Origin of the sequence: Stappia sp. 28M-7, assembly GCF_014252955.1 — a bacterium.
GTDB lineage: Bacteria > Pseudomonadota > Alphaproteobacteria > Rhizobiales > Stappiaceae > Stappia.
In genome coordinates, this window is the sequence record NZ_JACMIA010000001.1 from 906,475 (window position 1) to 929,527 (window position 23,053).

The 23,053-nt window shown below is 68.4% G+C and carries 19 protein-coding genes and 1 pseudogene; 16 read left to right on the forward strand and 4 right to left on the reverse strand.

Annotated elements, in window-relative coordinates:
- Window positions 1–77 precede the first annotated feature (77 nt).
- A complete protein-coding gene (gene purD / locus H7H34_RS04125) occupies window positions 78–1,364 on the forward strand; it encodes a phosphoribosylamine--glycine ligase (protein WP_185924340.1) in 1,287 nt (428 codons plus the stop codon).
- 182 nt (window positions 1,365–1,546) lie between these two features.
- Window positions 1,547–2,455: an alpha/beta fold hydrolase gene (locus H7H34_RS04130; RefSeq protein ID WP_185924341.1), complete on the forward strand. Its 909-nt coding sequence runs from the start codon at window positions 1,547–1,549 to the stop codon at window positions 2,453–2,455.
- Window positions 2,456–3,007: 552 nt separating this feature from the next.
- Here H7H34_RS04130 and tldD read toward each other — a convergent pair.
- Together tldD and H7H34_RS04140 are read right to left on the reverse strand one after the other, a co-directional pair.
- Window positions 3,008–4,432 carry a metalloprotease TldD gene (gene tldD / locus H7H34_RS04135; RefSeq protein ID WP_185924342.1) on the reverse strand — a complete coding sequence of 475 codons (1,425 nt, stop codon included), beginning with the start codon at window positions 4,430–4,432 and terminating at the stop codon, window positions 3,008–3,010.
- A gap of 183 nt (window positions 4,433–4,615) precedes the next feature.
- Window positions 4,616–5,146, reverse strand: a complete 531-nt coding sequence (locus H7H34_RS04140) for an invasion associated locus B family protein (protein ID WP_185924343.1) — start codon at window positions 5,144–5,146, stop codon at window positions 4,616–4,618.
- A 639-nt stretch (window positions 5,147–5,785) separates the two neighbouring features.
- On the opposite strand from H7H34_RS04140, the gene coxB reads away from it, so the two are divergent.
- The 9 genes from coxB (at window position 5,786) to H7H34_RS04185 (ending at window position 13,147) form a co-directional block, all read left to right on the forward strand.
- Complete coding sequence (coxB, locus tag H7H34_RS04145) at window positions 5,786–6,709, forward strand: cytochrome c oxidase subunit II (protein ID WP_371811354.1); 924 nt, start codon at window positions 5,786–5,788, stop codon at window positions 6,707–6,709.
- Between the two features lie 124 nt (window positions 6,710–6,833).
- Window positions 6,834–8,432: a cytochrome c oxidase subunit I gene (gene ctaD / locus H7H34_RS04150; protein ID WP_120268666.1), complete on the forward strand. Its 1,599-nt coding sequence runs from the start codon at window positions 6,834–6,836 to the stop codon at window positions 8,430–8,432.
- Between the two features lie 239 nt (window positions 8,433–8,671).
- Entirely contained in the window at window positions 8,672–9,619 is a 948-nt protein-coding gene (locus H7H34_RS04155) for a heme o synthase (protein ID WP_120268667.1), read from the forward strand.
- On the forward strand, window positions 9,616–9,771 hold the full coding sequence (locus tag H7H34_RS04160) for a hypothetical protein (RefSeq protein ID WP_158592669.1): 156 nt from the start codon (window positions 9,616–9,618) through the stop codon (window positions 9,769–9,771). The genes H7H34_RS04155 and H7H34_RS04160 overlap by 4 nt, the downstream gene beginning before the upstream one ends.
- A 26-nt stretch (window positions 9,772–9,797) precedes the next feature.
- Complete coding sequence (locus H7H34_RS04165) at window positions 9,798–10,454, forward strand: cytochrome c oxidase assembly protein (RefSeq protein WP_120268668.1); 657 nt, start codon at window positions 9,798–9,800, stop codon at window positions 10,452–10,454.
- A gap of 51 nt (window positions 10,455–10,505) precedes the next feature.
- Complete coding sequence (locus H7H34_RS04170; RefSeq protein ID WP_120268669.1) at window positions 10,506–11,366, forward strand: cytochrome c oxidase subunit 3; 861 nt, start codon at window positions 10,506–10,508, stop codon at window positions 11,364–11,366.
- 16 nt (window positions 11,367–11,382) lie between these two features.
- Window positions 11,383–11,931: a L,D-transpeptidase family protein gene (locus H7H34_RS04175; protein WP_185924344.1), complete on the forward strand. Its 549-nt coding sequence runs from the start codon at window positions 11,383–11,385 to the stop codon at window positions 11,929–11,931.
- 54 nt (window positions 11,932–11,985) lie between these two features.
- Entirely contained in the window at window positions 11,986–12,375 is a 390-nt protein-coding gene (locus H7H34_RS04180) for a DUF983 domain-containing protein (protein ID WP_120268671.1), read from the forward strand.
- Window positions 12,365–13,147 (forward strand): SURF1 family protein, encoded by a 783-nt coding sequence (locus H7H34_RS04185; protein WP_209006150.1) that lies wholly within the window; start codon window positions 12,365–12,367, stop codon window positions 13,145–13,147. Before H7H34_RS04180 ends, H7H34_RS04185 begins: the two co-directional genes overlap by 11 nt.
- Before the next feature lie 773 nt (window positions 13,148–13,920).
- Here the strand turns inward: H7H34_RS04185 and H7H34_RS04190 are convergent.
- Together H7H34_RS04190 and H7H34_RS04195 are read right to left on the reverse strand one after the other, a co-directional pair.
- The gene (locus tag H7H34_RS04190) at window positions 13,921–14,403 is read right to left on the reverse strand and encodes a peroxiredoxin (RefSeq protein WP_120268672.1); all 483 of its coding nucleotides are present in this window, start codon (window positions 14,401–14,403) and stop codon (window positions 13,921–13,923) included.
- 118 nt (window positions 14,404–14,521) lie between these two features.
- A complete protein-coding gene (locus H7H34_RS04195) occupies window positions 14,522–15,541 on the reverse strand; it encodes a protein-disulfide reductase DsbD domain-containing protein (RefSeq protein WP_185924345.1) in 1,020 nt (339 codons plus the stop codon).
- A gap of 198 nt (window positions 15,542–15,739) precedes the next feature.
- Between H7H34_RS04195 and H7H34_RS04200 the strand changes: the two genes are divergently transcribed.
- The 5 genes and pseudogenes from H7H34_RS04200 (at window position 15,740) to H7H34_RS04220 (ending at window position 23,052) form a co-directional block, all read left to right on the forward strand.
- A complete protein-coding gene (locus tag H7H34_RS04200; RefSeq protein WP_120268674.1) occupies window positions 15,740–16,339 on the forward strand; it encodes a YqgE/AlgH family protein in 600 nt (199 codons plus the stop codon).
- Window positions 16,340–16,568: 229 nt separating this feature from the next.
- Window positions 16,569–17,993: pseudogene (gene thrC / locus H7H34_RS04205) on the forward strand (threonine synthase); the annotation flags it as partial.
- A 152-nt stretch (window positions 17,994–18,145) separates the two neighbouring features.
- The gene (locus H7H34_RS04210) at window positions 18,146–19,390 is read left to right on the forward strand and encodes a M16 family metallopeptidase (protein WP_371811448.1); all 1,245 of its coding nucleotides are present in this window, start codon (window positions 18,146–18,148) and stop codon (window positions 19,388–19,390) included.
- 19 nt (window positions 19,391–19,409) lie between these two features.
- Complete coding sequence (locus H7H34_RS04215) at window positions 19,410–20,114, forward strand: GNAT family N-acetyltransferase (RefSeq protein ID WP_120268677.1); 705 nt, start codon at window positions 19,410–19,412, stop codon at window positions 20,112–20,114.
- Window positions 20,115–20,124: 10 nt separating this feature from the next.
- Entirely contained in the window at window positions 20,125–23,052 is a 2,928-nt protein-coding gene (locus H7H34_RS04220) for an EAL domain-containing protein (protein ID WP_185924348.1), read from the forward strand.
- Window position 23,053: the final 1 nt, after the last annotated feature.

Consider the following 23,053-nt stretch of genomic DNA (forward strand, 5'->3'; position numbering starts at 1 on the left):
TCAGGGCTTGTCTGCGATCCCGCCGCAGGCTAGGAGGCGGCAATTCCTCAAAACCATCGCGACGGGGTGTGCGACAGATGAATATCCTCCTGATCGGATCCGGCGGCCGCGAACACGCCCTTGCCTGGGCCATCGTCAACTCGCCGCTGACGGGCCGCCTCCACGTCGCTCCCGGCAATGCCGGCATCGCCGAGGAGGCCACCTGCGTCGCGCTCGACACATCCGACCCGGCCGCCGTCATCGCCTATTGCCGCGACCACGAGATCGGCCTCGTCGTCGTCGGGCCGGAAGGGCCGCTGGTCGCCGGCCTCGTCGATGAACTGATGGACGCCGGCATCAAGGCCTTCGGTCCGCGCAAGGCGCCGGCGAGCCTGGAGGGCTCGAAGGGCTTCACCAAGGACCTTTGTGCCCGCGCCGCGATCCCTACCGCCGCCTATGGCCGCTTCACCGATGCCGCCGCCGCCAAGGCCTATATCGCCAAGGTCGGCGCGCCCATCGTCGTCAAGGCGGACGGGCTTGCCGCCGGCAAGGGCGTCGTCGTGGCGATGACCGAGGCCGAGGCGCTTGCCGCGGTAGACGCCTGTTTCGACGGAGAATTCGGCGCTGCCGGCGCCGAGGTCGTGGTCGAGGAGTTCCTGGAAGGCGAGGAGGCGAGCCTCTTCGTGCTGTCCGACGGCCGCAACGTGCTGCCGCTCGCCAGCGCCCAGGACCACAAGCGCGTGGGCGAGGGCGACACCGGCCCGAACACCGGCGGCATGGGCGCCTATTCCCCGGCGCCGGTCATGACGCCGGAGCTGACCGAGCGCGCCATGCGCGAGATCGTCGAGCCGACCGTTGCAACGCTTGCAGCTGAGGGAACGCCCTTCGTCGGCGTGCTCTATGCCGGCCTGATGATGACCGCGGACGGCCCGAAGCTGATCGAATACAACGTCCGCTTCGGCGATCCGGAGTGCCAGGTGCTGATGATGCGGCTCAAGGACGACATCGTCACCTTGATGCTTGCCTGCATCGACGGGACGCTCGACAAGGTCGGCGCGCGCTGGCGCGACGAGGTGGCGCTGACCGTGGTCCTGGCCGCGAACGGCTATCCCGGCGTCTACGACAAGGGCACGGTTATCCACGGTCTCAAAGCGCTGGAGGGGGACCCCGCGCTCAAGGTGTTCCACGCCGGAACGCGGCTGGACGAGGAGGGCCGGGTGCTCGCAAACGGCGGGCGCGTGCTCAATGTCACGGCGCTCGGTCGCACCGTCGCGGAAGCCCGCGAGCGCGCCTACGCCGCCATCGAACGCATTGATTGGCCTGAAGGTTTTTGCCGCCGCGACATCGGCTGGCGGGCGGTCGCACGCGAGGACGGCACCGCCTGAGGCCCCTTTCGGGCCTTGCCGGATTTCGAGACGGATTTTGCAAAACTCCGTCTCGAACTCGGCAAATTTCGAGAATCGCTTCTCAAAATCGCCGATTGCGCCGGGCGGTCGCAGCCGCTTCAATCGCCCCCGTGCAGGTTCCGCGACGAGGGCCTGCCGACCAGACGGTTCGGGAGGCTTTGATGCAGGGCGGTGACGATCTCTTTCCAGGATTCACGACGGGGATATCTCGCGGCGAGGGTGTGGATATCTTCTGCCGCATCGGCGGGACGGGTCCTGCGCTCCTGCTCCTGCACGGCTACCCGCAGACCCATGCCATGTGGCACGGCATCGCCGGCGAGCTCGCCCGCCACTTTACCGTCGTCGTTGCGGACCTGCGCGGCTACGGCCGTTCGAGCGCGCCGGAGGGCGACGAGGCCCATCATCTCTATTCCAAACGCGCGATGGCGGCCGACATGGTCGCGGTCATGGCCGGGCTCGGTCACGACAGCTTCATGGTCGCTGGCCACGACCGCGGCGGGCGGGTCGGCTACCGGATGGCGCTCGACCACCCCGACAAGGTGCGGCGGCTCGCCGTGCTCGACATCCTGCCGACCTACGACTACTGGCAGAACATGGACTGGCGCTACGGCATGGCCATCTATCACTGGCTGTTCCTGGCCCAGCCGAAGCCGCTGCCCGAACGCCTGATCGCCGGTGCGTCCGACTACTATCTCGACCACACGCTGGCGAGCTGGACGGCGCACAAGGACCTGTCGGCCTTCGATCCCCGGGCGCTCGCCGACTACCGGGCCTCCTTCTCCCAGCCCGCCCGCCAGCACGCGGCCTGCGAAGACTACCGGGCCGGGGCGACCATCGACATGGAGCTCGACACAGCCGACCGCGAGGCGGGCCGCAAGATCGCCTGCCCGCTGCTGGCGCTCTACGGCAATGGCGGGTTGGCGCAAAAGACCGCAACGCCGGTCGAGACCTGGTCGCGCTGGGCGAGCGATGTACGCGGGCAGGGCGTCGATGCCGGCCATTTCCTGGTGGAGGAGGATCCGGCGGCAACGCTCGCCGCGCTCCTGCCGTTCTTCCTGGACGAGGCGTGATCTCCCTCTCTTAAAGAGGTAGCGCCTGGAACGACCCGCACGCGTCGTGGCTCGCCGGTCCCGGGTCGCGGCTGCGCCTTGCCCGGGATGACGCCAGAGAGGGCGGAGAGGGGCTGGGGAGGCTGCGAGAGGGTCTTCCGTCTCATCGCTGCCGTCTCGCGTCTCGCACTTGCTGAGGGTGCCAATGGGTCCCGGCTCTCCGGCTTCGCCTGCGGCCGGGATGACGTCCGAGGGGGAGGCTGGGGCCTCGTGTTCTCTCTGGCTGTGTGCGAACGACGTCGCGAGGAGCACGGCCTTACCGCTCTCACAGACTGTCACCCCGGCCAAGCGCAGCGCGGAGCCGGGGCCCATTGGTTGCCAGAGCGGCCGCGAGGACACGGAAACCTCTCCCCTCGTCATCCCGGCCGCAGAGCCGGGATCGGAGAGCCGGGGCCGTATGAGGCGCGCTCCGGGACCATGCCACGACCACCGTGGCTCGCCGGTCCCGGGTCGCGGCTGCGCCTTGCCCGGGATGACGTCCGAAGGGGAGGGAGGCGACAGGCGTCTCCCGCCTCAGACGGCGGTGCCGCCGATGGTCATCTTGTTGATGCGCAGGGTCGGCTGGCCGACGCCGACGGGCACGCCCTGGCCCTGCTTGCCGCAGGTGCCGATGCCCGGATCGAGCGCCATGTCGTTGCCGATGGCCTCGACCCGCGTCAGCGCGTCCGGCCCGTTGCCGATCAGCATGGCGCCCTTGATCGGCGCGCCGATGCGCCCGTTCTCGATCCGGTAGGCCTCGGTGCACGAGAACACGAACTTGCCGCTGGTGATGTCGACCTGGCCGCCACCGAAGGAGACGGCGTAGATGCCGTCCTTGACGCCTTCCAGGATCTCGCCCGGATCGCGGTCGCCGGCCAGCATCACCGTGTTGGTCATGCGCGGCATCGGAATATGGGCGAAGGACTGCCGCCGGCCGTTGCCGGTCGGGGCGACGCCCATCAGCCGGGCGTTCTGCCGGTCCTGCATGTAGCCGGTGAGAATGCCGTCCTCGATCAGCACGGTGCGCCCGGTCGGCGTGCCCTCGTCGTCGACGGTGAGCGAGCCGCGCCGCCCGCCGATGGTGCCGTCGTCGACGATGGTGACGCCCTTGGAGGCGACGCGCTGGCCCATCAGGCCGGCGAAGGCGGAGGTCTTCTTGCGATTGAAGTCGCCCTCGAGCCCATGGCCGACCGCCTCGTGCAGCAGGATGCCAGGCCAGCCAGGGCCAAGCACCACGTCGAAGCTGCCGGCGGGGGCCGGCACGGCCTCCAGGTTGACCAGCGCCTGGCGCAGCGCCTCGTCGACCGCATGCTTCCAGCTGTCCTCGGTCAGGAAGGCCTCGACCATGTCGCGCCCGCCGAACCCGTGCGAGCCGCTCTCCTGCCGGCTGCCGTCGCCGGCGACCACCGAGACGCCGAAACGCACCAAGGGGCGCACGTCGCGCACCCGGTGCCCGTCGGCGCGCAGGATCTCCACCACCTGCCAGGAACTGGCGAGCGAGACGCTGACCTGCCGCACCTTGGGATCGCGGGCCCGCGCGTAGGCATCGATCCGCTGCAACAGCGTGACCTTGTCGGCAAAGACCGGCGAGGCGATGGGGTTGCCGTCGCCATATAGCTTTGCGTTGGTGCGCGGCGGGGCCTCCGCATAGGTGCCCGAATGGCCGGAGGCGACGGCCGAGACCGCATCGGCCGCCCGCTCGAGCGCGGCGACGGAGACCTCGCCGGAATGGGCGTAGCCGGCCGCCTCGCCGGCAACGGCGCGCAGACCGAAGCCGCGGCTGGTGTCGTAATTGGCGCCCTTCAGCCGGCCATTGTCGAAGACGAGGCTCTCCGACTGCCGGTATTCGAGAAAGAGCTCGCCGTCGTCGGCGCCCTTGAGAGCGCGGGCGAGCACGCTGCGCGCCTGCTCCTCGCTCAAGCCGGCACCGGCAATCAGGTCGGTCGTCGCATCGCTCATCGGTCGGGTCCCGCGAAAGAGATCATCTGGGAGGGAAACTAGGGGCTCGGGCCGCGCTTGCACAGCCCCGCCGGAGACGGCGGGACGAAAACACCCGGCCCCGGACGCGAAAACGGCCGGGAAGACCCGGCCGCCGAAATCCGCGTCTCCGGCTTCAACGCGCCGGAAAAACCGAACGATCGCTTAGGGCAGGGCGGCAAAACCCTCGGAGAAGCCGTTCAGCGAGATCGGGATGCCGATGCCTTCTTCCGGGGTCTGGAAGATGACGAAGGTGGCGGCGCTGCCCTTCTGCATCTTTTCGATCAGGTCGTCCTGCATCACCACCTCGACGATGCAGCCGTTCGGCAGGCAGCGCACGAAGCCGGCGCGCCCGACATCGGCGTCGTCGACGCGCAGGCCGAGGCCCATCGGCAGCAGCACGCCGAGCGGCGCCAGAACGCGCAGCAGGCGCGACTGCTTGTCGGCGGTCTTCAGCACGATGACGGAGAGGCCGACATTCTCGCGGTCGTCCGCGGTGACGTTCTGGATCAGCGCGCATTGCTCTTCCTGCGCGCCGGCCGGCGTGTCGCAGCGCATCTGCCAGTCGCCGTGCACGGAGCGCACCGCGCCCTGGGCATGGGCCAGGGGAATGGCCGCGACATTGGCCAGGACGGCGGCCACAAGGGCAAGGACGGCCGCGAGGCGGAACGTGGTCGGCTTGGTCAAAACAGGCACGGGCGAGACTCCGTAGGTTCGCAGCGGTACAATTCCCTTGGCCGGTTTCCCGGTCTTCGTGAGGTGCGCAAGGCGCCGTGTGCGGTACGGACGGCGCCGTATCGCCCACCGGTGTTGCGCTCCGTCCCTGCAGATCGCGGCCAGCGGAGCGGCGCGGGCAGGAGAGAGCGGCAAAGGGGTCCCGGACGGGCGTGATCGTCGTCTGATTCGCACGAAACCGCGCGCATTCCGCTTTGTCGGCCCTCGAAAGGTCGATTTCAAGGCGAAACCGCCCGATCCCCGTCCTTTCCCGAAAAGTGCGGGGCGGAAGGGGTGTCCCCGCAGCCCGTGGCGAAAGGAAGGCGAGGATTCGGCCGGAATTTGGGCATTCACGAAACTACTGCATTGCGCAATGCGGCGGCTTATGGTTTTTCAGGCCGACTTTGATATCGGTCAAACTGCGGTCAAGTAACCCTTGCGGCGTTTTGACACCCCTTTCTGTCTTATCGACATGCGGTAAGCTAAGGGGTATCGGGCGTGGCGCGGGGTGGACCCGGAGACGGGCTTGGCGCGGCGCCGGGGCGGCGCAGTGCCTGAGAGACAAGTAATGGGATTCCGCCAGGTTCAGCTGGCCGGCGGGGTCAGGAAGGGAGCACGGACGTGACAGGATTGGTCAAGCGTCTGACGAAGTTTGCAGCGGTGGCGCTCGCCCCGCTCGCCTTTGCCGGTGCGGCGGTGGCCGCCCAGCCGATGCCGTGGCAGCTGGGTTTCCAGCCGGCCGCGACGGAAGTGATGGAAGACATCACCTGGTTCACCGATTTCACGCTGGTGATCGTCACGATCATCACGCTGTTCGTTCTGGCCCTGCTGGTGTGGTGCATCATGCGCTTCAACTCCAAGGCCAACCCGACGCCGTCGCGGACCTCCCACAACACCATGATCGAGGTGGTGTGGACGCTGGTCCCGATCCTCGTCCTGGTCATGATCTCGATCCCTTCGTTCCGCCTGCTCTACAAGCAGGTCGAGATCCCCGAATACGACATGACCATCAAGGTGACCGGCTACCAGTGGTACTGGGGCTACGAGTACACCGATGAGAGCCTGTCCGGCATTTCCTTCGAGTCGATCATGCTGCGCGAAGAGTCCGAGCGGGCCGAGCGCGCCGCCGAATACGGCCGCCCGATCGAGGAATATCCCCGCCTGCTGGCTGTCGACAACGAGGTCATCGTGCCGGTCGGCAAGACCGTGCGCCTGCAGATCACCGCTGCCGACGTGATGCACTCCTTCGCCATGCCGGCCTTCGGCGTGAAGATGGATGCGGTTCCGGGTCGTCTGAACGAGACCTGGTTCAACGCCAAGCAGACCGGCATCTTCTACGGCCAGTGCTCCGAGCTCTGCGGCAAGGACCATGCCTTCATGCCGATTGCCATCCGGGTGGTCGAGGAAGAGCAGTTCCAGGCCTGGGCGGAAGCCGCCAAGGACAGCGTCGAGGATGCGACCCGTCAGCTGATGGCGACCATCGAGAAGCCGGCCGGCACTGCCGCTGCCCCGGCTGCCGGCTCGCTGGACGTGGCCGCGCGCTGATCGACGTCTCGGCGTGCGAGGCCCGGCCCCGCACGCCGCAAGGTTCGGATCGGGCCAGGTTCGGATCGGGCTTGTCCCCGGTCGACTGGACCGAGGTAAAATTCTCTAACGAGGGAGCTGGAAGATGGCCACTGCGGCGCATGCCCACGGCGATCAGGACCGTCCTACGGGATGGACGCGCTGGGTCTATTCGACCAACCACAAGGACATCGGTGTCCTCTATCTGATCTTCGCGATCATCGCGGGTATCATCGGCGGCGCGCTCAGCGTCGGCATTCGCCTTGAGCTCCAGGAGCCGGGCATGCAGTACTTCTCCGATCCGCACACCTTCAACGTGTTCACCACGTCGCACGGCCTGATCATGATCTTCTTCATGGTGATGCCGGCGCTGATCGGCGGCTTCGCCAACTTCTTCGTGCCGATCATGATCGGTGCGCCGGACATGGCCTTCCCGCGGATGAACAACATCTCGTTCTGGCTGCTGCCGCCGGCATTCCTGCTGCTGCTGCTGTCGCTGTTCGTGGAAGGTCCTCCGGGCGCCAACGGCGTTGGCGGCGGCTGGACGATCTACCCGCCGCTGTCGACCTCCGGCCAGCCCGGACCGGCGATGGATCTGGCGATCCTGGCCCTGCACGTGGCCGGTGCCTCCTCGATCCTCGGCGCGATCAACTTCATCACCACCATCTTCAACATGCGCGCCCCGGGCATGACGCTGCACAAGATGCCGCTCTTCGCCTGGTCGGTGCTCGTGACCGCCTTCCTCCTGGTGCTGTCGCTGCCGGTCCTGGCCGGCGCCATCACCATGTTGCTGACGGACCGCAACTTCGGCACGACGTTCTTCGACCCGGCCGGCGGCGGTGACCCGATCCTGTTCCAGCACCTGTTCTGGTTCTTCGGTCACCCGGAGGTGTACATCCTGATCCTGCCGGCCTTCGGCATCGTCAGCCACATCATCTCCACCTTCGCCCGCAAGCCGATCTTCGGCTATCTCGGCATGGCGTACGCCATGGTCGCGATCGGCGTCGTCGGCTTCATCGTGTGGGCGCACCACATGTACACCGTCGGCCTGGACGTCGACACACAGGCCTACTTCGTCGCGGCGACCATGGTCATCGCGGTGCCGACCGGCGTGAAGATCTTCTCGTGGATCGCCACCATGTGGCAGGGATCGATCTCCTTCCGCACCCCGATGCTGTGGGCGGTCGGTTTCATCTTCCTGTTCACCGTGGGCGGCGTGACCGGCGTGCAGCTGGCCAATGCCGGCCTCGACCGCGCGATGCACGACACCTACTACGTGGTGGCGCACTTCCACTACGTGCTCTCGCTCGGTGCCGTGTTCGGCATCTTCGGCGCCTGGTACTACTGGTTCCCGAAGATGTTCGGCTACATGTACAACGAGACCATCGGCAAGGCCCATTTCTGGATCACCTTCGTCGGCGTGAACCTCGTGTTCTTCCCGCAGCACTTCCTGGGCATGGCCGGCATGCCGCGCCGCTACGTCGACTATCCGGACGCGATGGCCGGCTGGAACGCGGTGTCGTCCTACGGCTCGTACATCTCGGCCTTCGCGGTCCTGGTGTTCCTGTTCGGCATCTTCGAGGCCTTCGCCAAGAAGCGCCAGGCTGCGGACAACCCGTGGGGCGAGGGCGCGACGACACTGGAGTGGACCCTGTCCTCGCCGCCGCCGTACCACCAGTTCGAGACCCTGCCGCGGATCAAGTGATCCCGGCGTGACACGGACAGACCGCGCCGGCATCCCGGCGCGGTCCCCCGGCAGGGGCCTTCAACGGCCCCGCCTCCGGCAGGCGCCCTTCGGGGCGCCGCGCCATTGAAACCCCGCCCGCCTGCCGCATCGGCACGGGCAAGAGATTTCGCCCGCACCGGGCAGGAAACCGCGCAAGACGAATGCCCGGCGGCGACGCCGACGGGCCATCGGCACGCACGAAAGAGACCGGAACAGACATGTCGCTCGCAGACTACCAGGACCGCAGGCTGGACGCCGTCGCCCTTGGCGGGCAGGGCGATGTCGGCGACTACCTGGCGCTGCTCAAGCCGCGCGTGATGTCGCTCGTCATCTTCACCGCGCTGGTCGGCCTCCTGATCGCTCCTGGCAGCATCCACCCGGTGCTCGGCGCGGTCGCGATCCTGTGCATCGCCGTCGGTGCCGGCGCCTCGGGCGCGCTGAACATGTGGTACGACGCCGACATCGACGCGGTCATGTCGCGCACCGCGCGCCGCCCGATCCCGGCCGGCAAGGTCACCCCCGAGGAGGCGCTCGCCTTCGGCCTGACGCTCTCGGCCTTCTCGGTTCTGGTGCTCGGCCTTGCGGTCAACTGGCTGGCCGCCGGTCTGCTGGCCTTCACCATCTTCTTCTACGCTGTCGTCTACACGATGTGGCTGAAGCGCTCGACGCCGCAGAACATCGTCATCGGCGGCGCTGCCGGCGCCTTCCCCCCGATGATCGGCTGGGCCGCGGTGACCGGCACCGTGACGGTGGAAAGCATCGTCCTGTTCCTGATCATCTTCATGTGGACGCCGCCGCATTTCTGGGCGCTGTCGCTGTTCAAGCGCGGCGACTACGAGGCCGCCCGCGTGCCGATGCTGCCCGTCGTCGCCGGCGAGGACGCCACGCGTACGCAGATCCTCGTCTATTCGGTGCTGCTGGCCCCGATCGCCGTGGCGCCGACCCTGCTGGGCTTTGCCTCGCTGGTCTATGGCGTCGCAGCGGCTGTGCTGGGCGTTGCCTTCGTCTGGTACGCGGTCCGCGTCTATGCGCGGCGCGAGGGCGATGCGGCGCGCAAGGCGGCGGTGCGGCTCTTCGCCTTCTCGCTCGTCTACCTGTTCCTGATCTTCGCCCTGCTGCTCGCCGACAGCATCGTCGCCCGGCTGATCGCGGGAGGCTGGCTGTGAGCGAGGACGGCATGCGCCAGACGGAAGAGCAGAAGCGCCGCCAGCGCAAGCGCTCGGTCGCCATCGGCCTGGCGATCGCCGGGCTGGTGCTGCTGTTCTACGTGATCACGCTGGTCAAGATGGGACCCGGCGTGCTCAACCGGCCCCTGTAACGGACCCTGCGAGAGGAAGGCATCGCATGACGCGACAGACCGACACCCCCGACCAGGCATCCGCGACGCCGCGCGATGCAACCGCCGCGCAGAGCGACCGGCTCGCCCGCAAGAACCGGCGCATCGCCGTCGCCGTGCTCGGCGGCGTGATGACGATGGTCGGCGCGGCCTATGCCGCCGTGCCGCTCTACGAGCTGTTCTGCCAGGTCACCGGCTATGGCGGCACGACCCAGCGCGCCGACGCGCCGACCGGCACGATCATCGACCGCACGATCACCGTGCGCTTCGACGGCAACGTCAACTCGAACCTGCCCTGGGCGTTCGGTCCCAAGGAGCGGGCGATCACGTTGCGCATGGGCGAGAGCCGCCAGACCGCCTATACGGCGCACAACAATGGCGGCGATTCCAACATCGGCACGTCGGTGTTCAACGTCACGCCCTTCGAGGCCGGCGCCTATTTCAACAAGCTCGAGTGCTTCTGCTTCACCGAGCAGCCGCTTGCAGCAGGTGAATCCGTCGAGATGCCGGTGGTCTTCTTCATCGATCCGGCGATGGACGAGGACCCGCACCTGAAGCATATCAAGGAGATCACCCTCTCCTATACCTTCTTCCCTGCAAAGGGACCTGAAACGCCGGTGGCCGCGGCTCCTGCCGCGACATCGGATCCAAGCAACCGCATGTGAGTGCGACGGCCCGCTCGCCGGCGGCACGACTATAATCGGGGGAGTGTACCCATGGCGCATGCCAAGAACCACGACTACCACATCGTAGATCCGAGCCCGTGGCCGTTCCTCGGCGGCGTCGGCGCCTTCATCATGGCGCTCGGCGCGGTCGGCCTGTTCCGCCACACCCAGGGCAACGAGTTCCTTGTGTTCGGCTTCAACCTGGCCGGCTGGGGCATCTTCGCGGTCGGCACGCTGCTCGTGCTTTACGTGATGTTCGGCTGGTGGCGCGACACCGTTCGCGAGTCGCTGGCCGGCGACCACACCCCGGTGGTGCAGCTGCACCTGCGCTACGGCATGCTGCTGTTCATCGCCTCCGAGGTGATGTTCTTCGTTGCCTGGTTCTGGGCCTTCTTCGACGCCTCGCTGTTCACCGGCGAAGCCGCGCAGTATGCCCGCGTCGAGGCGACCGGCGGCGTGTGGCCGCCGGAGGGCATCGAGACCTTCGATCCCTGGCACCTGCCGCTGCTCAACACCTTGATCCTGCTGACCTCCGGCACCACGGTCACCTGGGCCCACCATGCCGTCGTTCACAACGACCGCGAGGGCCTGAAGTGGGGCCTGACGCTGACGGTCGTGCTCGGCGTGCTCTTCACGATCTGCCAGGTCTACGAGTACAGCCACGCGGCCTTCGCCTTCTCCGGCTCGATCTACGGCGCGACCTTCTTCATGGCGACCGGCTTCCACGGCTTCCACGTGTTCGTTGGCACCGTGTTCCTGCTGGTCTGCCTGATCCGCGCCAGCATGGGCCAGTTCACCCCGCAGAAGCACTTCGGCTTCGAGGCGGCGGCCTGGTACTGGCACTTCGTCGACGTGGTGTGGCTGTTCCTGTTCGTCACGATCTACGTTTGGGCGGCCGGCCCGGCCCACTGACGCAAGGCGCGAGACCATGCGGTACCGTCTGCTGAAGACGGCGTTTCTGATCCTGTCCGCGGCGGCATCTGTCGCCGCGGACTTTGCTTTTTCGCGGTCCGCCGCCGCCGATCAGGCCGCCGCGCAGATCGAAGAGCCTCGCGTCGAGAAGGTCCTGGTCGAAAAGGGCGAACGGCGCCTGCAGCTGCTCGATGCGAGCGGTGCGGTGCTGAAGAGCTACACGATCGCGCTCGGCGGCGACCCGCTCGGCCACAAGCAGCGCGAGGGCGACGGCCGCACCCCGGAGGGGCGCTACACGATCGACTGGCGCAACCCGCAAAGCGCCTACCACCTGTCGCTGCACATCTCCTATCCCGACCAGGACGACACGCGCCGCGCCAACGAACGCAGCGAGGACCCGGGCGGGATGATCATGATCCACGGCATGCGCAACGGGCTGGGCTGGCTCGGCTTCCTGCATCAATATGTCGACTGGACCGACGGCTGCATTGCCGTCACCAATGCGGAAATGGATGAGATCTGGCGGCTGGTTCCCAACGGTACGCCGATCGAGATCCGCCCCTGACCGCGCCCGCGGTCCGGTAGCCTGCAGGGCTCTAGCGCCAGGAGCGCAATGCACATGACTGAACCGACCGCCGACCGCGCGCATTATCCGCCGCAGGACCCGCTGCGCACCGGCCTTTCCGGACGCTGCCCGCGCTGCGGCCAGGGCCGTCTGTTCAAGGGCTATCTGGCGACCCGCCCGTCCTGCTCCAATTGCGGCCTGAGCTTCGATTTCGCCGACAGCGGCGACGGCCCGGCGGTGTTCATCATCATGATCGTCGGCTTTATCGTCGTCGGCCTGGTGCTGGCCGTGGAGATGTCGATCCGTCCGCCGATCTGGGTGCACATGGTTCTGTGGCTGCCGCTCACCCTCATTCTCGGCCTCGGCATGCTGCGGCCGCTCAAGGGCCTGATGATCGCCCAGCAATACAAGCACAGCGCCCAGGAGGGACGGGTTGACGAGTAACGCATCGCCCGCGCCGGCGCCCGCTCGCAAGCGCCGCCTGCTGCTGCCGGCACTGGTGGCCTTCATCGTGTTCTGCGCGCTGATGGCGCTCGGCACCTGGCAGGTGCTGCGCCTGCAGTGGAAGCTCGCGCTCATCGAGCGGGTCGAGGAGCGCATTGACCTTGCGCCCGTGGACCCGCCCGCCCCGGACGCGTGGGCCGGGATCGACGAGGACGCCTGGGACTACCGGCCCGTGCGCCTGACGGGCCGCTTCCTGGACGGCGAGGTCTATTACTATCTGGCGCTTACCGAGCCGCAGGGTACCTTCGGCGGCCCGGGCTATCTGGTCTATGCCCCGTTCCGCACCGAGGCCGGCCCGGTGGTGATGGTCAATCGCGGCTTCGTGCCGGAGTCCCGCCGCCTGCCCGAGAGCCGGCCGGGCAGCGAGCCGCCGGCAGGCGAGGTGGAGATCACCGGCCTGTGGCGGCGCGACGAACGCGGCAACATGTTCACGCTGGATGCCGATCCGAAGACGCAGGTCTGGTTCGTGCGCGAGGCGCCGAAGATGGCGGCCTCGCTCGGCGTCGACGATGCGCCGCTCGCGCCCTTCAGCGTGGACCTGCGCGCCGAGGCAACGCCGGCCGGCGGCTTGCCGCAGGCGGGCGAGACCCTCATCTCCTTCCGCAACAACCACCTGCAATACGCGGTCACCTGGTACGGCCTCGGCCTCGTGCTGATCGGCGTGTTCATCGCCTTCGCCCGCAGCGAGACCCGCCGCCCGTCCGGGGAGTAGGGGCGGGGCGTCTTCGGGGCCTGCCACCGACGCACCAGCCGCTCCCTGGCGTCTTCCCGGGCAAGCGCAGCGCGACCCGGGACCGGGGAGGCACGGCGGTGGTGGGAGCCTTCGGGAGTGCCTTCGAGAGGTTTTCGGCTCTCCGGCCCCGGCTCGGCGCTTGCGCGCCGTCCGGGGTGACGAAGGGAGGGACGGAGTGCCGGAAACCGTGGGGCAGCGATCAAGCGTCGTCACAGCCGCTCTGGCAACCAATAGGCCCCGGGTCGCGCTGCGCTTGCCCGGGGTGACGGCCTTGGGGATGCGGGCGGATGTGTCATTCTCGGGCCGTCAACCCGGTGCTGATCGCCATCTCGCCCTCTCGGTTGTCATCCCGGACGAGGCCGCAAGGCCGACGATCCGGGATCCAATGGCAACCCCGGCAGGGGCGAGGCGCGAGCGCATGGCCACCTCTATGGCTGTCACGCCTGCGCAGGCAGGCGTCCAGTATCCGCCTGGGCGGATGGTGGCGCACAGGCGTCTGCCGGCCATCGCGAAGGCCGCTAGCGGCACCGCCGAGGCCTCACTCGAACCGCACGGGGTTACTGGATCCCGGTCTTCGGCTGTGCCGAAACCGGGATGACATCCCGCGGGTGGGGCCGCGCAAGGTGCCGGGTCATGGCGGAGTTATGGCCTGCGCCATGAAAAAGCCGGACCGCGAGGCGGCCCGGCTTGAAAAGCACCGGCAAGCGGTGGCTCCGGCCGGTGCGCGAAGGCCCCGGCCGAAGGCGTCAGGATCAGAGCGCGGCGAGGATGCCGGCGGCGCCCGAAACCTCGGCCTTGCCCGGCATTTCCTCGATGTTGAGGGCCGTGACCTTGCCGTCCTTGACGATCATCGCATAGCGCTTGGAGCGGATGCCGAGGCCGGCGCCCGAGGCGTCGAGCTCCAGGCCGATCGCCTTGGCGAAGTCGGCGCTGCCGTCGGCCAGGAAGGTGATCTTCTCGGCGCCGGTGGCCTTGGCCCAGGCATTCATCACGAACACGTCGTTGACCGACACCACCGCGATCTCGTCGACGCCCTTGGACAGGATCGTGTCCGCGTGCTCGACGAAGCCCGGCAGGTGGTTGTTGTGGCAGGTCGGCGTGAAGGCGCCGGGAACCGCGAAGAGAACCACGGTGCGGCCAGCGAAGAGATCGGAACTGCTGCGCTCGGCCGGGCCGTCGGCAGTCATGATCTTGAACTTGGTCTCGGGCAGGGTGTCGCCAACCTTGATCGTCATGTTCGGAAGTCTCCTCAGAAAGGTGAGCCGGAGGGCGTCGCGATGCGGCAGGCCGCCGCATGGCGTCCGCCTCCTGACATAGGGTGTTCCGGCGCGTCCGTCGAGCGGCAGCGACAGACTAGTTCGCCGCCGGCGGCAATTCGCTGCGATGCTCGACCGCGGCCTTGCCCTCCACCAGGGTCAGGGCGAGGGGGCGGGTGCCGTCGTCGCTGCTCGCAAGGCCGCGCGCGGGCAGGGTGAAGCGGGCGGTGGTGCCGTCCCGCTCCAGCAGCACCGGCACGCCGTTGTAGGAGCCCTGCGCGCCTTCCGCGAACAGGTCGACGGGATCGGTCGGCGATGCCAGCTCGGCGGTGATGACGAGGGTTTCCTCGGGCGCCTTGCCCTCGGCCGGGGCGAGCTCTTCCCGCTCGATGGCGGCAATGCGCGGCGGCGCCTCGCCCTGCGGCCGCGGCAGGGCGGCCCTTGCGGCGGAAATCGCCTGGCGGGCGGCAAAGTCCGGTCCGCCTTCGGCCAGCGGCAGTTCCAGCTGGGCCTCGCCCGGCATGCAGATCTCGCGGCAGATGCCGAACGTCACATGCGCGCGAAGCACGGGCGCGGTCTCGCCCGGTGTCGGCTCCAGGTCGATCGGCAGCACGATGCGGTCGTGATAGATGATCGAGGTGGCGTAAGGATCGGAATAGCGCTCGGGCACGGGAAAGCGCAGGCGGGCCGAGCCAAGGCCCGAGGAGGCGCTGAAATCGGCGACGGTCGGGATGCCGGCCTCGCCCGGAAAGCGCCAATAGGTATGCCAGCCGTCCTCAAGGCGGATCTCCAGCGCCGCATCCCCGGCAGTCGGCGCCTCGCCAGGAGTGGTGGGGCCGGTGGAGTTGGGGCCGGTGGAGACGAGGCGGATGCTGGCCGCGCCCACGCGTGTCCACGGGCTTTCGCCGGCCTGGGCAGCACCGCCGAAGGGGCCGGCAAGCGCCAGGGACCCGAGCAGCAAGGCGGCTGCGGCAAGGCGCGCAAGGGCGCGTGAGTTACGGCGGGCAAAAAAGGTCCTGTTCTGCATGGCAATCCCGGCGAACTGCTCCATCTTGTCGGCCAAGCGACTGGCAGTGTTGGCGCAAATCGCCTTGCGGGTCCACAGGCGAAGCGCCACATCTGCGTGATCGCGGGTGCTGCGGCGGTTAACATGCTGCAAGGCCCGACGTAAGATGGAGCCCCGCTAGCGCGCCGCTTCGCGGCCGCAGGCCGGAGAAACATGCCGCAGGGTGTGCCGGCAGGATGGGCGGGCGATAGTGGCCGGGCGAGACGGGCCCGGCGAAATGGGCCGGGCGCAGGAGAGGAACCAGGGGCCATGAAAAGCGACGACCTCAGCCGGACCTCGCTCGCGGGGCAGCTGCTGATCGCGATGCCGCAAATGGCGGACGAGCGCTTCGCGCATTCCGTGATCTATCTGTGCGCCCATTCGGCGGAAGGGGCGATGGGCATCATCGTCAACCAGCGGGCGCCGAGCCTCAGCTTTCCCGAGCTGCTGCGCCAGCTCGACATCATCCCCGACGACGAGAGCATCCGCCTGCCGGCGCCTGCCGACCGCATGCAGGTGCATCGCGGCGGCCCGGTGGAGACCGGGCGCGGCTTCGTGCTGCATTCGCAGGACTTCGTCATCGCCAACTCGACCATGCCGGTGCAGGACGGCATCTGCCTGACCGCGACGCTCGACATCCTGCGCGCCATCGCCGAAGGGCGCGGGCCGGCACAGGCGATGCTGGCGCTCGGTTATGCCGGATGGGGCGCCGGGCAGCTGGAAGCCGAGATCCAGGAAAACGGCTGGATCACCGGACCGGCGGACGAGGCGATCGTCTTCGACACCGCGCTCGACAGCAAGTGGGACCGGGCGCTCGCCAAGATCGGCATCGCGCCGGCCATGCTGTCCAGCGAAGCCGGCCACGCCTGAACACCGCGCGGGCCCGGCGCCGGGCGCGGGTTTGCGGGCGGCGGGTCGTGTTACCCGGTGCGCGCATTGCTGCTGGCAAACCATCCGGCTTGCCCGGACCCGAGCCGAGAGATAGGGTGCGCCTGAGCATTGACCGCCAGCGCCCGACGGGCGCCTGGCCGGACGAGGCGGAGCTGCCGGGGCAGGCAGGCCGCCGGGCTTGCAAGGGCACACCGGACCGCAGACCGGGATGCGACCGAGGCCGGAACGCCAGGAACGGGGGGCCGCCCCGCCGGGCGAACTGGCGCGGCGGACGCATCCGCTCCCGGTTCGCAAGAAAGACTTTCTGGAGGATATCGCCGCCGTGAAATATGTCAGTACCAGGGGCGAGGCGCCGGTTCTCGGGTTTTCCGACGTTCTTTTGACCGGACTTGCCGCGGATGGCGGTCTCTACGTTCCCCAGACATGGCCGAAACTGTCGCGCGAGACCATCGCCGGCTTTGCCGGACGTCCCTATGCGGAAGTCGCCCAGGCGGTTATCGAGCCCTTCGTCGGCGACGACATTTCCCGGCAGGATCTCGCCGCGATGATCCGCGAGGCCTATGCGGGCTTTCGCCACCCGGCGGTGACGCCCCTGGTGCAGGTGGCGCCGAACCGCTTCGTGCTGGAGCTTTTCCACGGTCCCACGCTCGCCTTCAAGGATGTGGCGATGCAGCTGCTCGGCCGGCTGATGGACCATGTGCTGGCCGCCCGCGACCAGCGCGCCACCATCGTCGGCGCCACTTCGGGCGACACGGGCGGGGCGGCGATCGAGGCCTTCCGCGGCCGCGAGCGCACCGACATCTTCGTCCTGTTCCCGGACGGGCGCGTGTCCGACGTGCAGCGCCGGCAGATGACGACGCCGACCGAGGCCAATGTGCACTCGCTGGCGCTGGCCGGCACGTTCGACGACTGCCAGTCGATCCTCAAGGGCATGTTCACCCATGCCGCCTTCCGCGACCGGGTGCAGCTGGCCGGCGTCAACTCGATCAACTGGGCGCGCATCGTCGCGCAGGTGGTCTACTATTTCGTGGCCGGCGCCGCCCTCGGCGCGCCGCATCGCCCGGTGTCCTTCACCGTGCCGACCGGCAATTTCGGCGATATCCTCGCCGGCTATGTGGCGGCACAAATGGGCCTGCCGATCGAGCGGCTGGTGATCGCCACCAACGCCAACGACATTCTCGCCCGCACGCTGGAAAACGGCGCCTACGAGACCCGCGGCGTGGTGCCGACGATCTCGCCGTCGATGGACATCCAGATCTCGTCCAACTTCGAGCGGCTGCTGTTCGAGGTGCACGGGCGCGACGGCGCGCAAATCCGTTCGCTGATGGCACGGCTTTCGCAGTCCGGCCGTTTCGAGCTGGCGGACGGCCCGCTGGCGGCGATTCGCGAGGGCTTCGATGCCGGGCGCTGCGGCGAGGCGGAGACGGCGGCGACCATCGAGCGCACGCTGCGCGAGACCGGCTACCTGCTCGATCCGCACACGGCCATCGGCCTGCATGTGGCCGAGCAGCAGCCGGCAAGCGAGGCACCGATGGTGGTGCTGGCGACGGCGCATCCGGCGAAGTTCCCCGACGCGGTGGAGGCGGCCTGCGGCGTGCGCCCGGCGCTGCCGCCGGAGCTGGAGCCGATGATGAGCGCTCCGGAGCGCTTCACGAAGATGGCGGCCGAACGCGGCGAGATCGAACGCCACATCCTCGATACAGCCCGCGCCGCCACGATGGAGGTGTCCTGATGCAGGTGCGGGTGACGAGGCTGGCCAACGGCCTCAGGGTCGTGACCGACACCATGCCGCACCTGCGCACCGCCGCGCTCGGCGTGTGGGTGGGAGCGGGCTCCCGCTCCGAGACGCCGGACCAGAACGGCATCACTCATCTGCTCGAACACATGGCCTTCAAGGGCACGGCGACCCGCACGGCGCGGCAGATCGCCGAGGAGATCGAGGCGGTCGGCGGCGAGCTGAACGCCTCCACCAGCGTCGAGCACACCAACTACTATGCCCGCATCCTGGCCGAGGACGTGCCGCTGGCGGTCGAGCTGATCGCCGACATCCTGCAGAATTCCAGCTTCGATGCGGAGGAACTGGCGCGCGAGAAGCACGTGATCCTGCAGGAGATCGGTGCCGCGCACGACACGCCCGACGACAAGGTGTTCGACCAGTTCCAGGAAACCGCCTGGAGCGACCAGGCGATCGGCCGGCCGATCCTGGGCACCCGCGAGACGGTGATGTCCTTCACGCCGGAGGACCTGCGCGCCTATCTTTCCGAGCATTACCGGGCCGAGAACATGGTGCTGGCAGCCGCCGGCGCGGTGGACCACGACGCGGTGGTGAAGCTGGCCGAAGAGCATCTGGGCGGCCTGTCGGGCAAGCCGAGCATCGAGCCGGTCGCCGCCCACTATAACGGCGGCAGCACCTTGCTGGAGCGCGAGCTGATGGAGGTCCAGCTGGTGCTGGGCTTCGAGGGCGTGCCCTACCGCGCGCCCGACTACTACTCGGTGCAGGTGCTGGCCTCGGTGATGGGCGGGGGCATGTCCTCGCGCCTGTTCCAGGAAATCCGCGAGACCCGCGGCCTGTGCTACGCGATCTACTCCTTCCACTGGGCGTTCCAGGACACCGGCCTGTTCGGCGTCCATGCGGCGACAGGCGAGGAGGATATCGGCGAGCTCTTCCCCGTGCTGGTGGACGAACTCGGCCGCGCCTCGCAGGAGATCGTGCAGGCCGACCTCGACCGCTCGAAGGCGCAGATCCGCGCCGGACTGATGATGTCGCTGGAAAGCCCGGCCGCCCGCGCGGGCCAGATCGCCCGCCAGCTGATGATCCATGGCGAGGTACTGTCGCCGGAGGAGATCCAGAGCCGCATCGACGCGGTGACGCTGGACAGCGTGCGCGCTGCCGCCGCCAAGGTCTTCGCCGGGGTGCCGACGCTCTCCGTCGTCGGGCCGAAGACGGGCGGCCTGCCGCTGCCGCTCGACGCCGACGCGGTGGCCGAGCGGCTGGGTGGTGCCATGCCGGCGCGCGCCGTCGGCGCCTGAGACCTGCACGGAGGCGGACATGTCCTTGTTCCGGGCCTTCTCCGGCTCCGAGCCGGTCCGGACCCTGATTGCGGGGGAGGGGGACACTGCCCTGATGCTGCGCCAGCCGCAGCCGCAGGACCATGCCCAATGGGCGGCATTGCGAGAGGCGAGCCACGCCTTCCTGCAGCCCTGGGAGCCGCTATGGGCGGCGGACGAGCTGTCGCGCGCCTCCTATCGCCGGCGCCTGCGCCGCTATGCGCGCGAAATGCGCGAGGACCGGGCCTACCCCTTCTTCCTGTTCCGCCTCGCCGACGGGGTGCTGGTGGGCGGGGCGACGCTGTCCAACATCCGCCGCGGCGTGGCGCAGACCGCCTCGCTCGGCTACTGGATGGGCGCCCCGCATGCAGGACGGGGCCATATGAGCCGGGCGGTGCAGGCACTGCTCGCCTTCGCCTTTTCTGAACTGTCGCTGCACCGGGTCGAGGCGGCCTGCCTGCCGCACAATGTCGCCTCGCGTCGGCTCCTTGAAAAAGCCGGCTTTTGCCGCGAGGGCTACGCCCGCCGCTACCTGCGCATCGCCGGGGAATGGCAGGATCATCTGCTGTTCGCCCGTCTGGCCGGCGATACCGCCGCGCCGCAGGGCCTTGCCACCATCTCCGCCGCAAGCGTCGCCGTCTGGCAGGCGCAGGTCCCGGCGGACCCCGGCACGGACGCCGGTGCCGGAGAGAAAGAAATCTTGTGAGATGGGTTGGATGCCGATAAGTCTCCGGCAACGCGCGTTGCGCGACGTGAAACGGACGAACCGCTTGCCCCTTTTCAGGTTCCTTGTGCTCGCGCTGGCGGCGTGGCTGATCACCTATGCTCCGGCAGCAGCCATCGAGGCGGTCGAGGTTCGCTCCTCCACCGATGCGCTGGACCTGACCGGCGCCGTCGATCTCTATCCCAACGAGGGCGCCAGCCTGCAGGTCTCGACCGCGCCCGGCGCCGACGGCATCGTCCGCCGCATCGAGGTGAATTCGCGCGACGGCACCAACACCAGCTGGGCCGTCTTCGCCCTGTCCAATCCCGGCGACGAACAGATCGACCGGCTGATCGTCGCCCCGTTCTTCCAGCTCGTCGGCTCGCGGCTGATCTGGCCGGATCTCGGCGCCTCGCGCATCGCCTCGATCACGCCGAGCCAGGGCATCGCGCCCGAGCGGCAGTCGAGCCAGGAGGCGGACGTCTTCCTGATCACGCTCGATCCCGGCGCGGTGGTCACCTATGTGGTGGAGATGCGCACGCCCGGCCTGCCGCAGCTGCGCCTGTGGGAGCCGGACGTCTACAAGGACACGGTCAACGCCTACACGCTCTATCGCGGCATCATCCTCGGCATTTCCGGCCTTCTCGCCCTGTTCCTGACCATCCTCTTCGTGGTCAAGGGCACGATCATGTTCCCGGCGACGGCGGTTCTGGCCTGGTCGGTTCTGGCCTATCTGACCATCGACTTCGGGTTCTGGAACAAGGTCCTGCAGATCACGCCGGGTGAGGAACAGCTGTACCGCGCCTGCGCCGAGGTGGCGCTGGCGGCGAGCCTGATCATCTTCCTCTACGCCTATCTGAACCTCAACCGCTGGCACATCCGTTACAGCCACCTGGCGCTCGGCACCTTGATCCTGGTGCTCGGCCTGCTCGGCATCGCCGTCTGGGACCCCTCCGTCGCCGCCGGCATCGCCCGCGTCTCGCTCGGCATCATCGGCGTGCTGGGCTTTGCGGTGATCGCGGCGCTGGCGCTGCAGGGCTACGACCGGGCGATCATGCTGGTGCCGACCTGGGTGCTGCTGCTGTCCTGGCTGGTGGGCGCGGCGATGACCGTGACCGGATCGTTGGCCAACGACATCGTCCAGCCGGCGCTGGCCGGCGGCCTGGTGCTGATCGTGCTGCTGATCGGCTTCACGGTGATGCAGCACGCCTTCGCGGGCGGTGCCATCGCGCAAGGACTGATTTCCGACGTGGAGCGGCGGGCGCTGGCGCTGACCGGCTCCGGCGACATCATCTGGGACTGGGACGTCGACCGCGACCGCATCTCCACCGGCAACGAGGTGGAGGACCTGCTCGGCCTCAAGCAGGGCCTGCTGGAGGGGCCGGCGCGCGACTGGCTCGACGTGCTGCACCCGCAGGATCGCGACACGTTCCGCACCACGCTGGACGCGGTGATAGACCAGCGCCGCGGCCGCATCTCGCAGGCCTTCCGCCTGCGCGCCGACGACGGCCATTTCCGCTGGTTCCGCCTGCGCGCGCGGCCCATCGTCGGGTCCGACGGCGAGGTGATCCGCTGCGTCGGCACGCTGCTCGACATCACCGACCAGAAGGTGACCGAGGAGCGGCTGCTGCACGATGCGGTGCATGACAACCTGACCGGCCTGCCCAACCGCGAGCTGTTCATGGACCGGCTGCAGGCGGCCATCGCCCGCTCGCGCGCGGAAAAGCTCGGCCGTCCTTCCGTGCTGATCATCGATCTCGACCGCTTCAAGCAGGTCAACGATTCCATCGGCCTGTCCGCCGGCGACAGCATCCTGCTGACCATCGCGCGGCGCGTGTCGCGCCAGCTGAAGCCGCAGGATTCGCTCTCGCGCCTGTCCGGCGACACCTATGCGCTGCTGCTCCTGTCCGAACAGTCGGCCGACCGGATCGCCGCCTTCGCCGACGCGGTGCGCCGCGCGGTGCGCTCGCCCATCACCTTCGGCGAGCGGGAAGTGTTCCTGACCTCCTCCGTCGGCATCGCCATCTACGAGACCGAAGGGTCCTCGGCGGCCGAGCTGATGCGCGAGGCGGACATGGCGATGAACCATGCCAAGCGGCTCGGCGGCGACCGGGTGGAGGTGTTCCGCCCGACGCTGCAGACCGGCACGCGCAGCCGCGCCGAGCTGGAAGGCGATCTGCGCAAGGCGCTGAAGACCGACGGCATCACCGTGTTCTACCAGCCCATCGTGCGCCTGGTGGATCGCTCCATCGCCGGCTTCGAGGTTCTGGCCCGCTGGAACCACCCGACGCGCGGGGCGATCTCGCCGGCGGAATTCATCCCCATCGCCGAGCAGTCGGGCATCATCAACGAGCTGGGCCTGTTCGTGCTGGACAAGGGCGCGCGCCAGCTCGCCGACTGGCAGCAGAGCTTCCGCCTGCCGGTGCCGCTGTTCGCCAGCGTCAACATCTCCTCGCTGCAGCTGCTGCGCCACGACCTGATCAACGACGTGAAGTCGGTGCTGTCGCGCTCCTCCATCGCGCCGGGAACGCTCAAGCTGGAGCTGACGGAATCGGTGGTGATGGCCAATCCGGAATATTCGGCGCGGATGCTGGAGCGGCTGCGCGCGCTCGGCGCCGGCCTGTCGCTGGACGATTTCGGCACCGGCTATTCCAGCCTCAGCTACCTGCAGCGCTTCCGCTTCGACACGATCAAGGTCGACCAGTCCTTCGTGCGCCCGAACGGCCGCAGCGCCCGTCCGGTGATCCTGCGCTCGATCATCGCGCTCGGTCACGACCTCGGCATGCAGGTGGTGGCGGAAGGGGCGGAGACGGAGTCCGATTCGCTCGAGCTGCACCAGCTCGGCTGCGAATACGCGCAAGGCTTCCTGTTCGGCCAGCCGATGGAAGCCGCGCAAGCGACCAAGCTGCTGCAGTCGGAGATGGACGCGCTGCGGTCGTAAG

Excerpts from the sequence above, each read along its gene's own strand:
- H7H34_RS04220 (WP_185924348.1), top strand. The coding sequence starts at position 20,125 with ATGCCGATAAGTCTCCGGCAACGCGCGTTGCGCGACGTGAAACGGACG.
- purD (WP_185924340.1), top strand. The coding sequence starts at position 78 with ATGAATATCCTCCTGATCGGATCCGGCGGCCGCGAACACGCCCTTGCC.
- H7H34_RS04190 (WP_120268672.1), bottom strand. The coding sequence starts at position 14,403 with ATGACGATCAAGGTTGGCGACACCCTGCCCGAGACCAAGTTCAAGATC.
- H7H34_RS04170 (WP_120268669.1), top strand. The coding sequence starts at position 10,506 with ATGGCGCATGCCAAGAACCACGACTACCACATCGTAGATCCGAGCCCG.
- H7H34_RS04175 (WP_185924344.1), top strand. The coding sequence starts at position 11,383 with ATGCGGTACCGTCTGCTGAAGACGGCGTTTCTGATCCTGTCCGCGGCG.
- ctaD (WP_120268666.1), top strand. The coding sequence starts at position 6,834 with ATGGCCACTGCGGCGCATGCCCACGGCGATCAGGACCGTCCTACGGGA.
- H7H34_RS04130 (WP_185924341.1), top strand. The coding sequence starts at position 1,547 with ATGCAGGGCGGTGACGATCTCTTTCCAGGATTCACGACGGGGATATCT.
- H7H34_RS04155 (WP_120268667.1), top strand. The coding sequence starts at position 8,672 with ATGTCGCTCGCAGACTACCAGGACCGCAGGCTGGACGCCGTCGCCCTT.
- H7H34_RS04200 (WP_120268674.1), top strand. The coding sequence starts at position 15,740 with ATGAAAAGCGACGACCTCAGCCGGACCTCGCTCGCGGGGCAGCTGCTG.
- H7H34_RS04180 (WP_120268671.1), top strand. The coding sequence starts at position 11,986 with ATGACTGAACCGACCGCCGACCGCGCGCATTATCCGCCGCAGGACCCG.
- H7H34_RS04215 (WP_120268677.1), top strand. The coding sequence starts at position 19,410 with ATGTCCTTGTTCCGGGCCTTCTCCGGCTCCGAGCCGGTCCGGACCCTG.
- H7H34_RS04210 (WP_371811448.1), top strand. The coding sequence starts at position 18,146 with ATGCCGCACCTGCGCACCGCCGCGCTCGGCGTGTGGGTGGGAGCGGGC.
- H7H34_RS04165 (WP_120268668.1), top strand. The coding sequence starts at position 9,798 with ATGACGCGACAGACCGACACCCCCGACCAGGCATCCGCGACGCCGCGC.
- tldD (WP_185924342.1), bottom strand. The coding sequence starts at position 4,432 with ATGAGCGATGCGACGACCGACCTGATTGCCGGTGCCGGCTTGAGCGAG.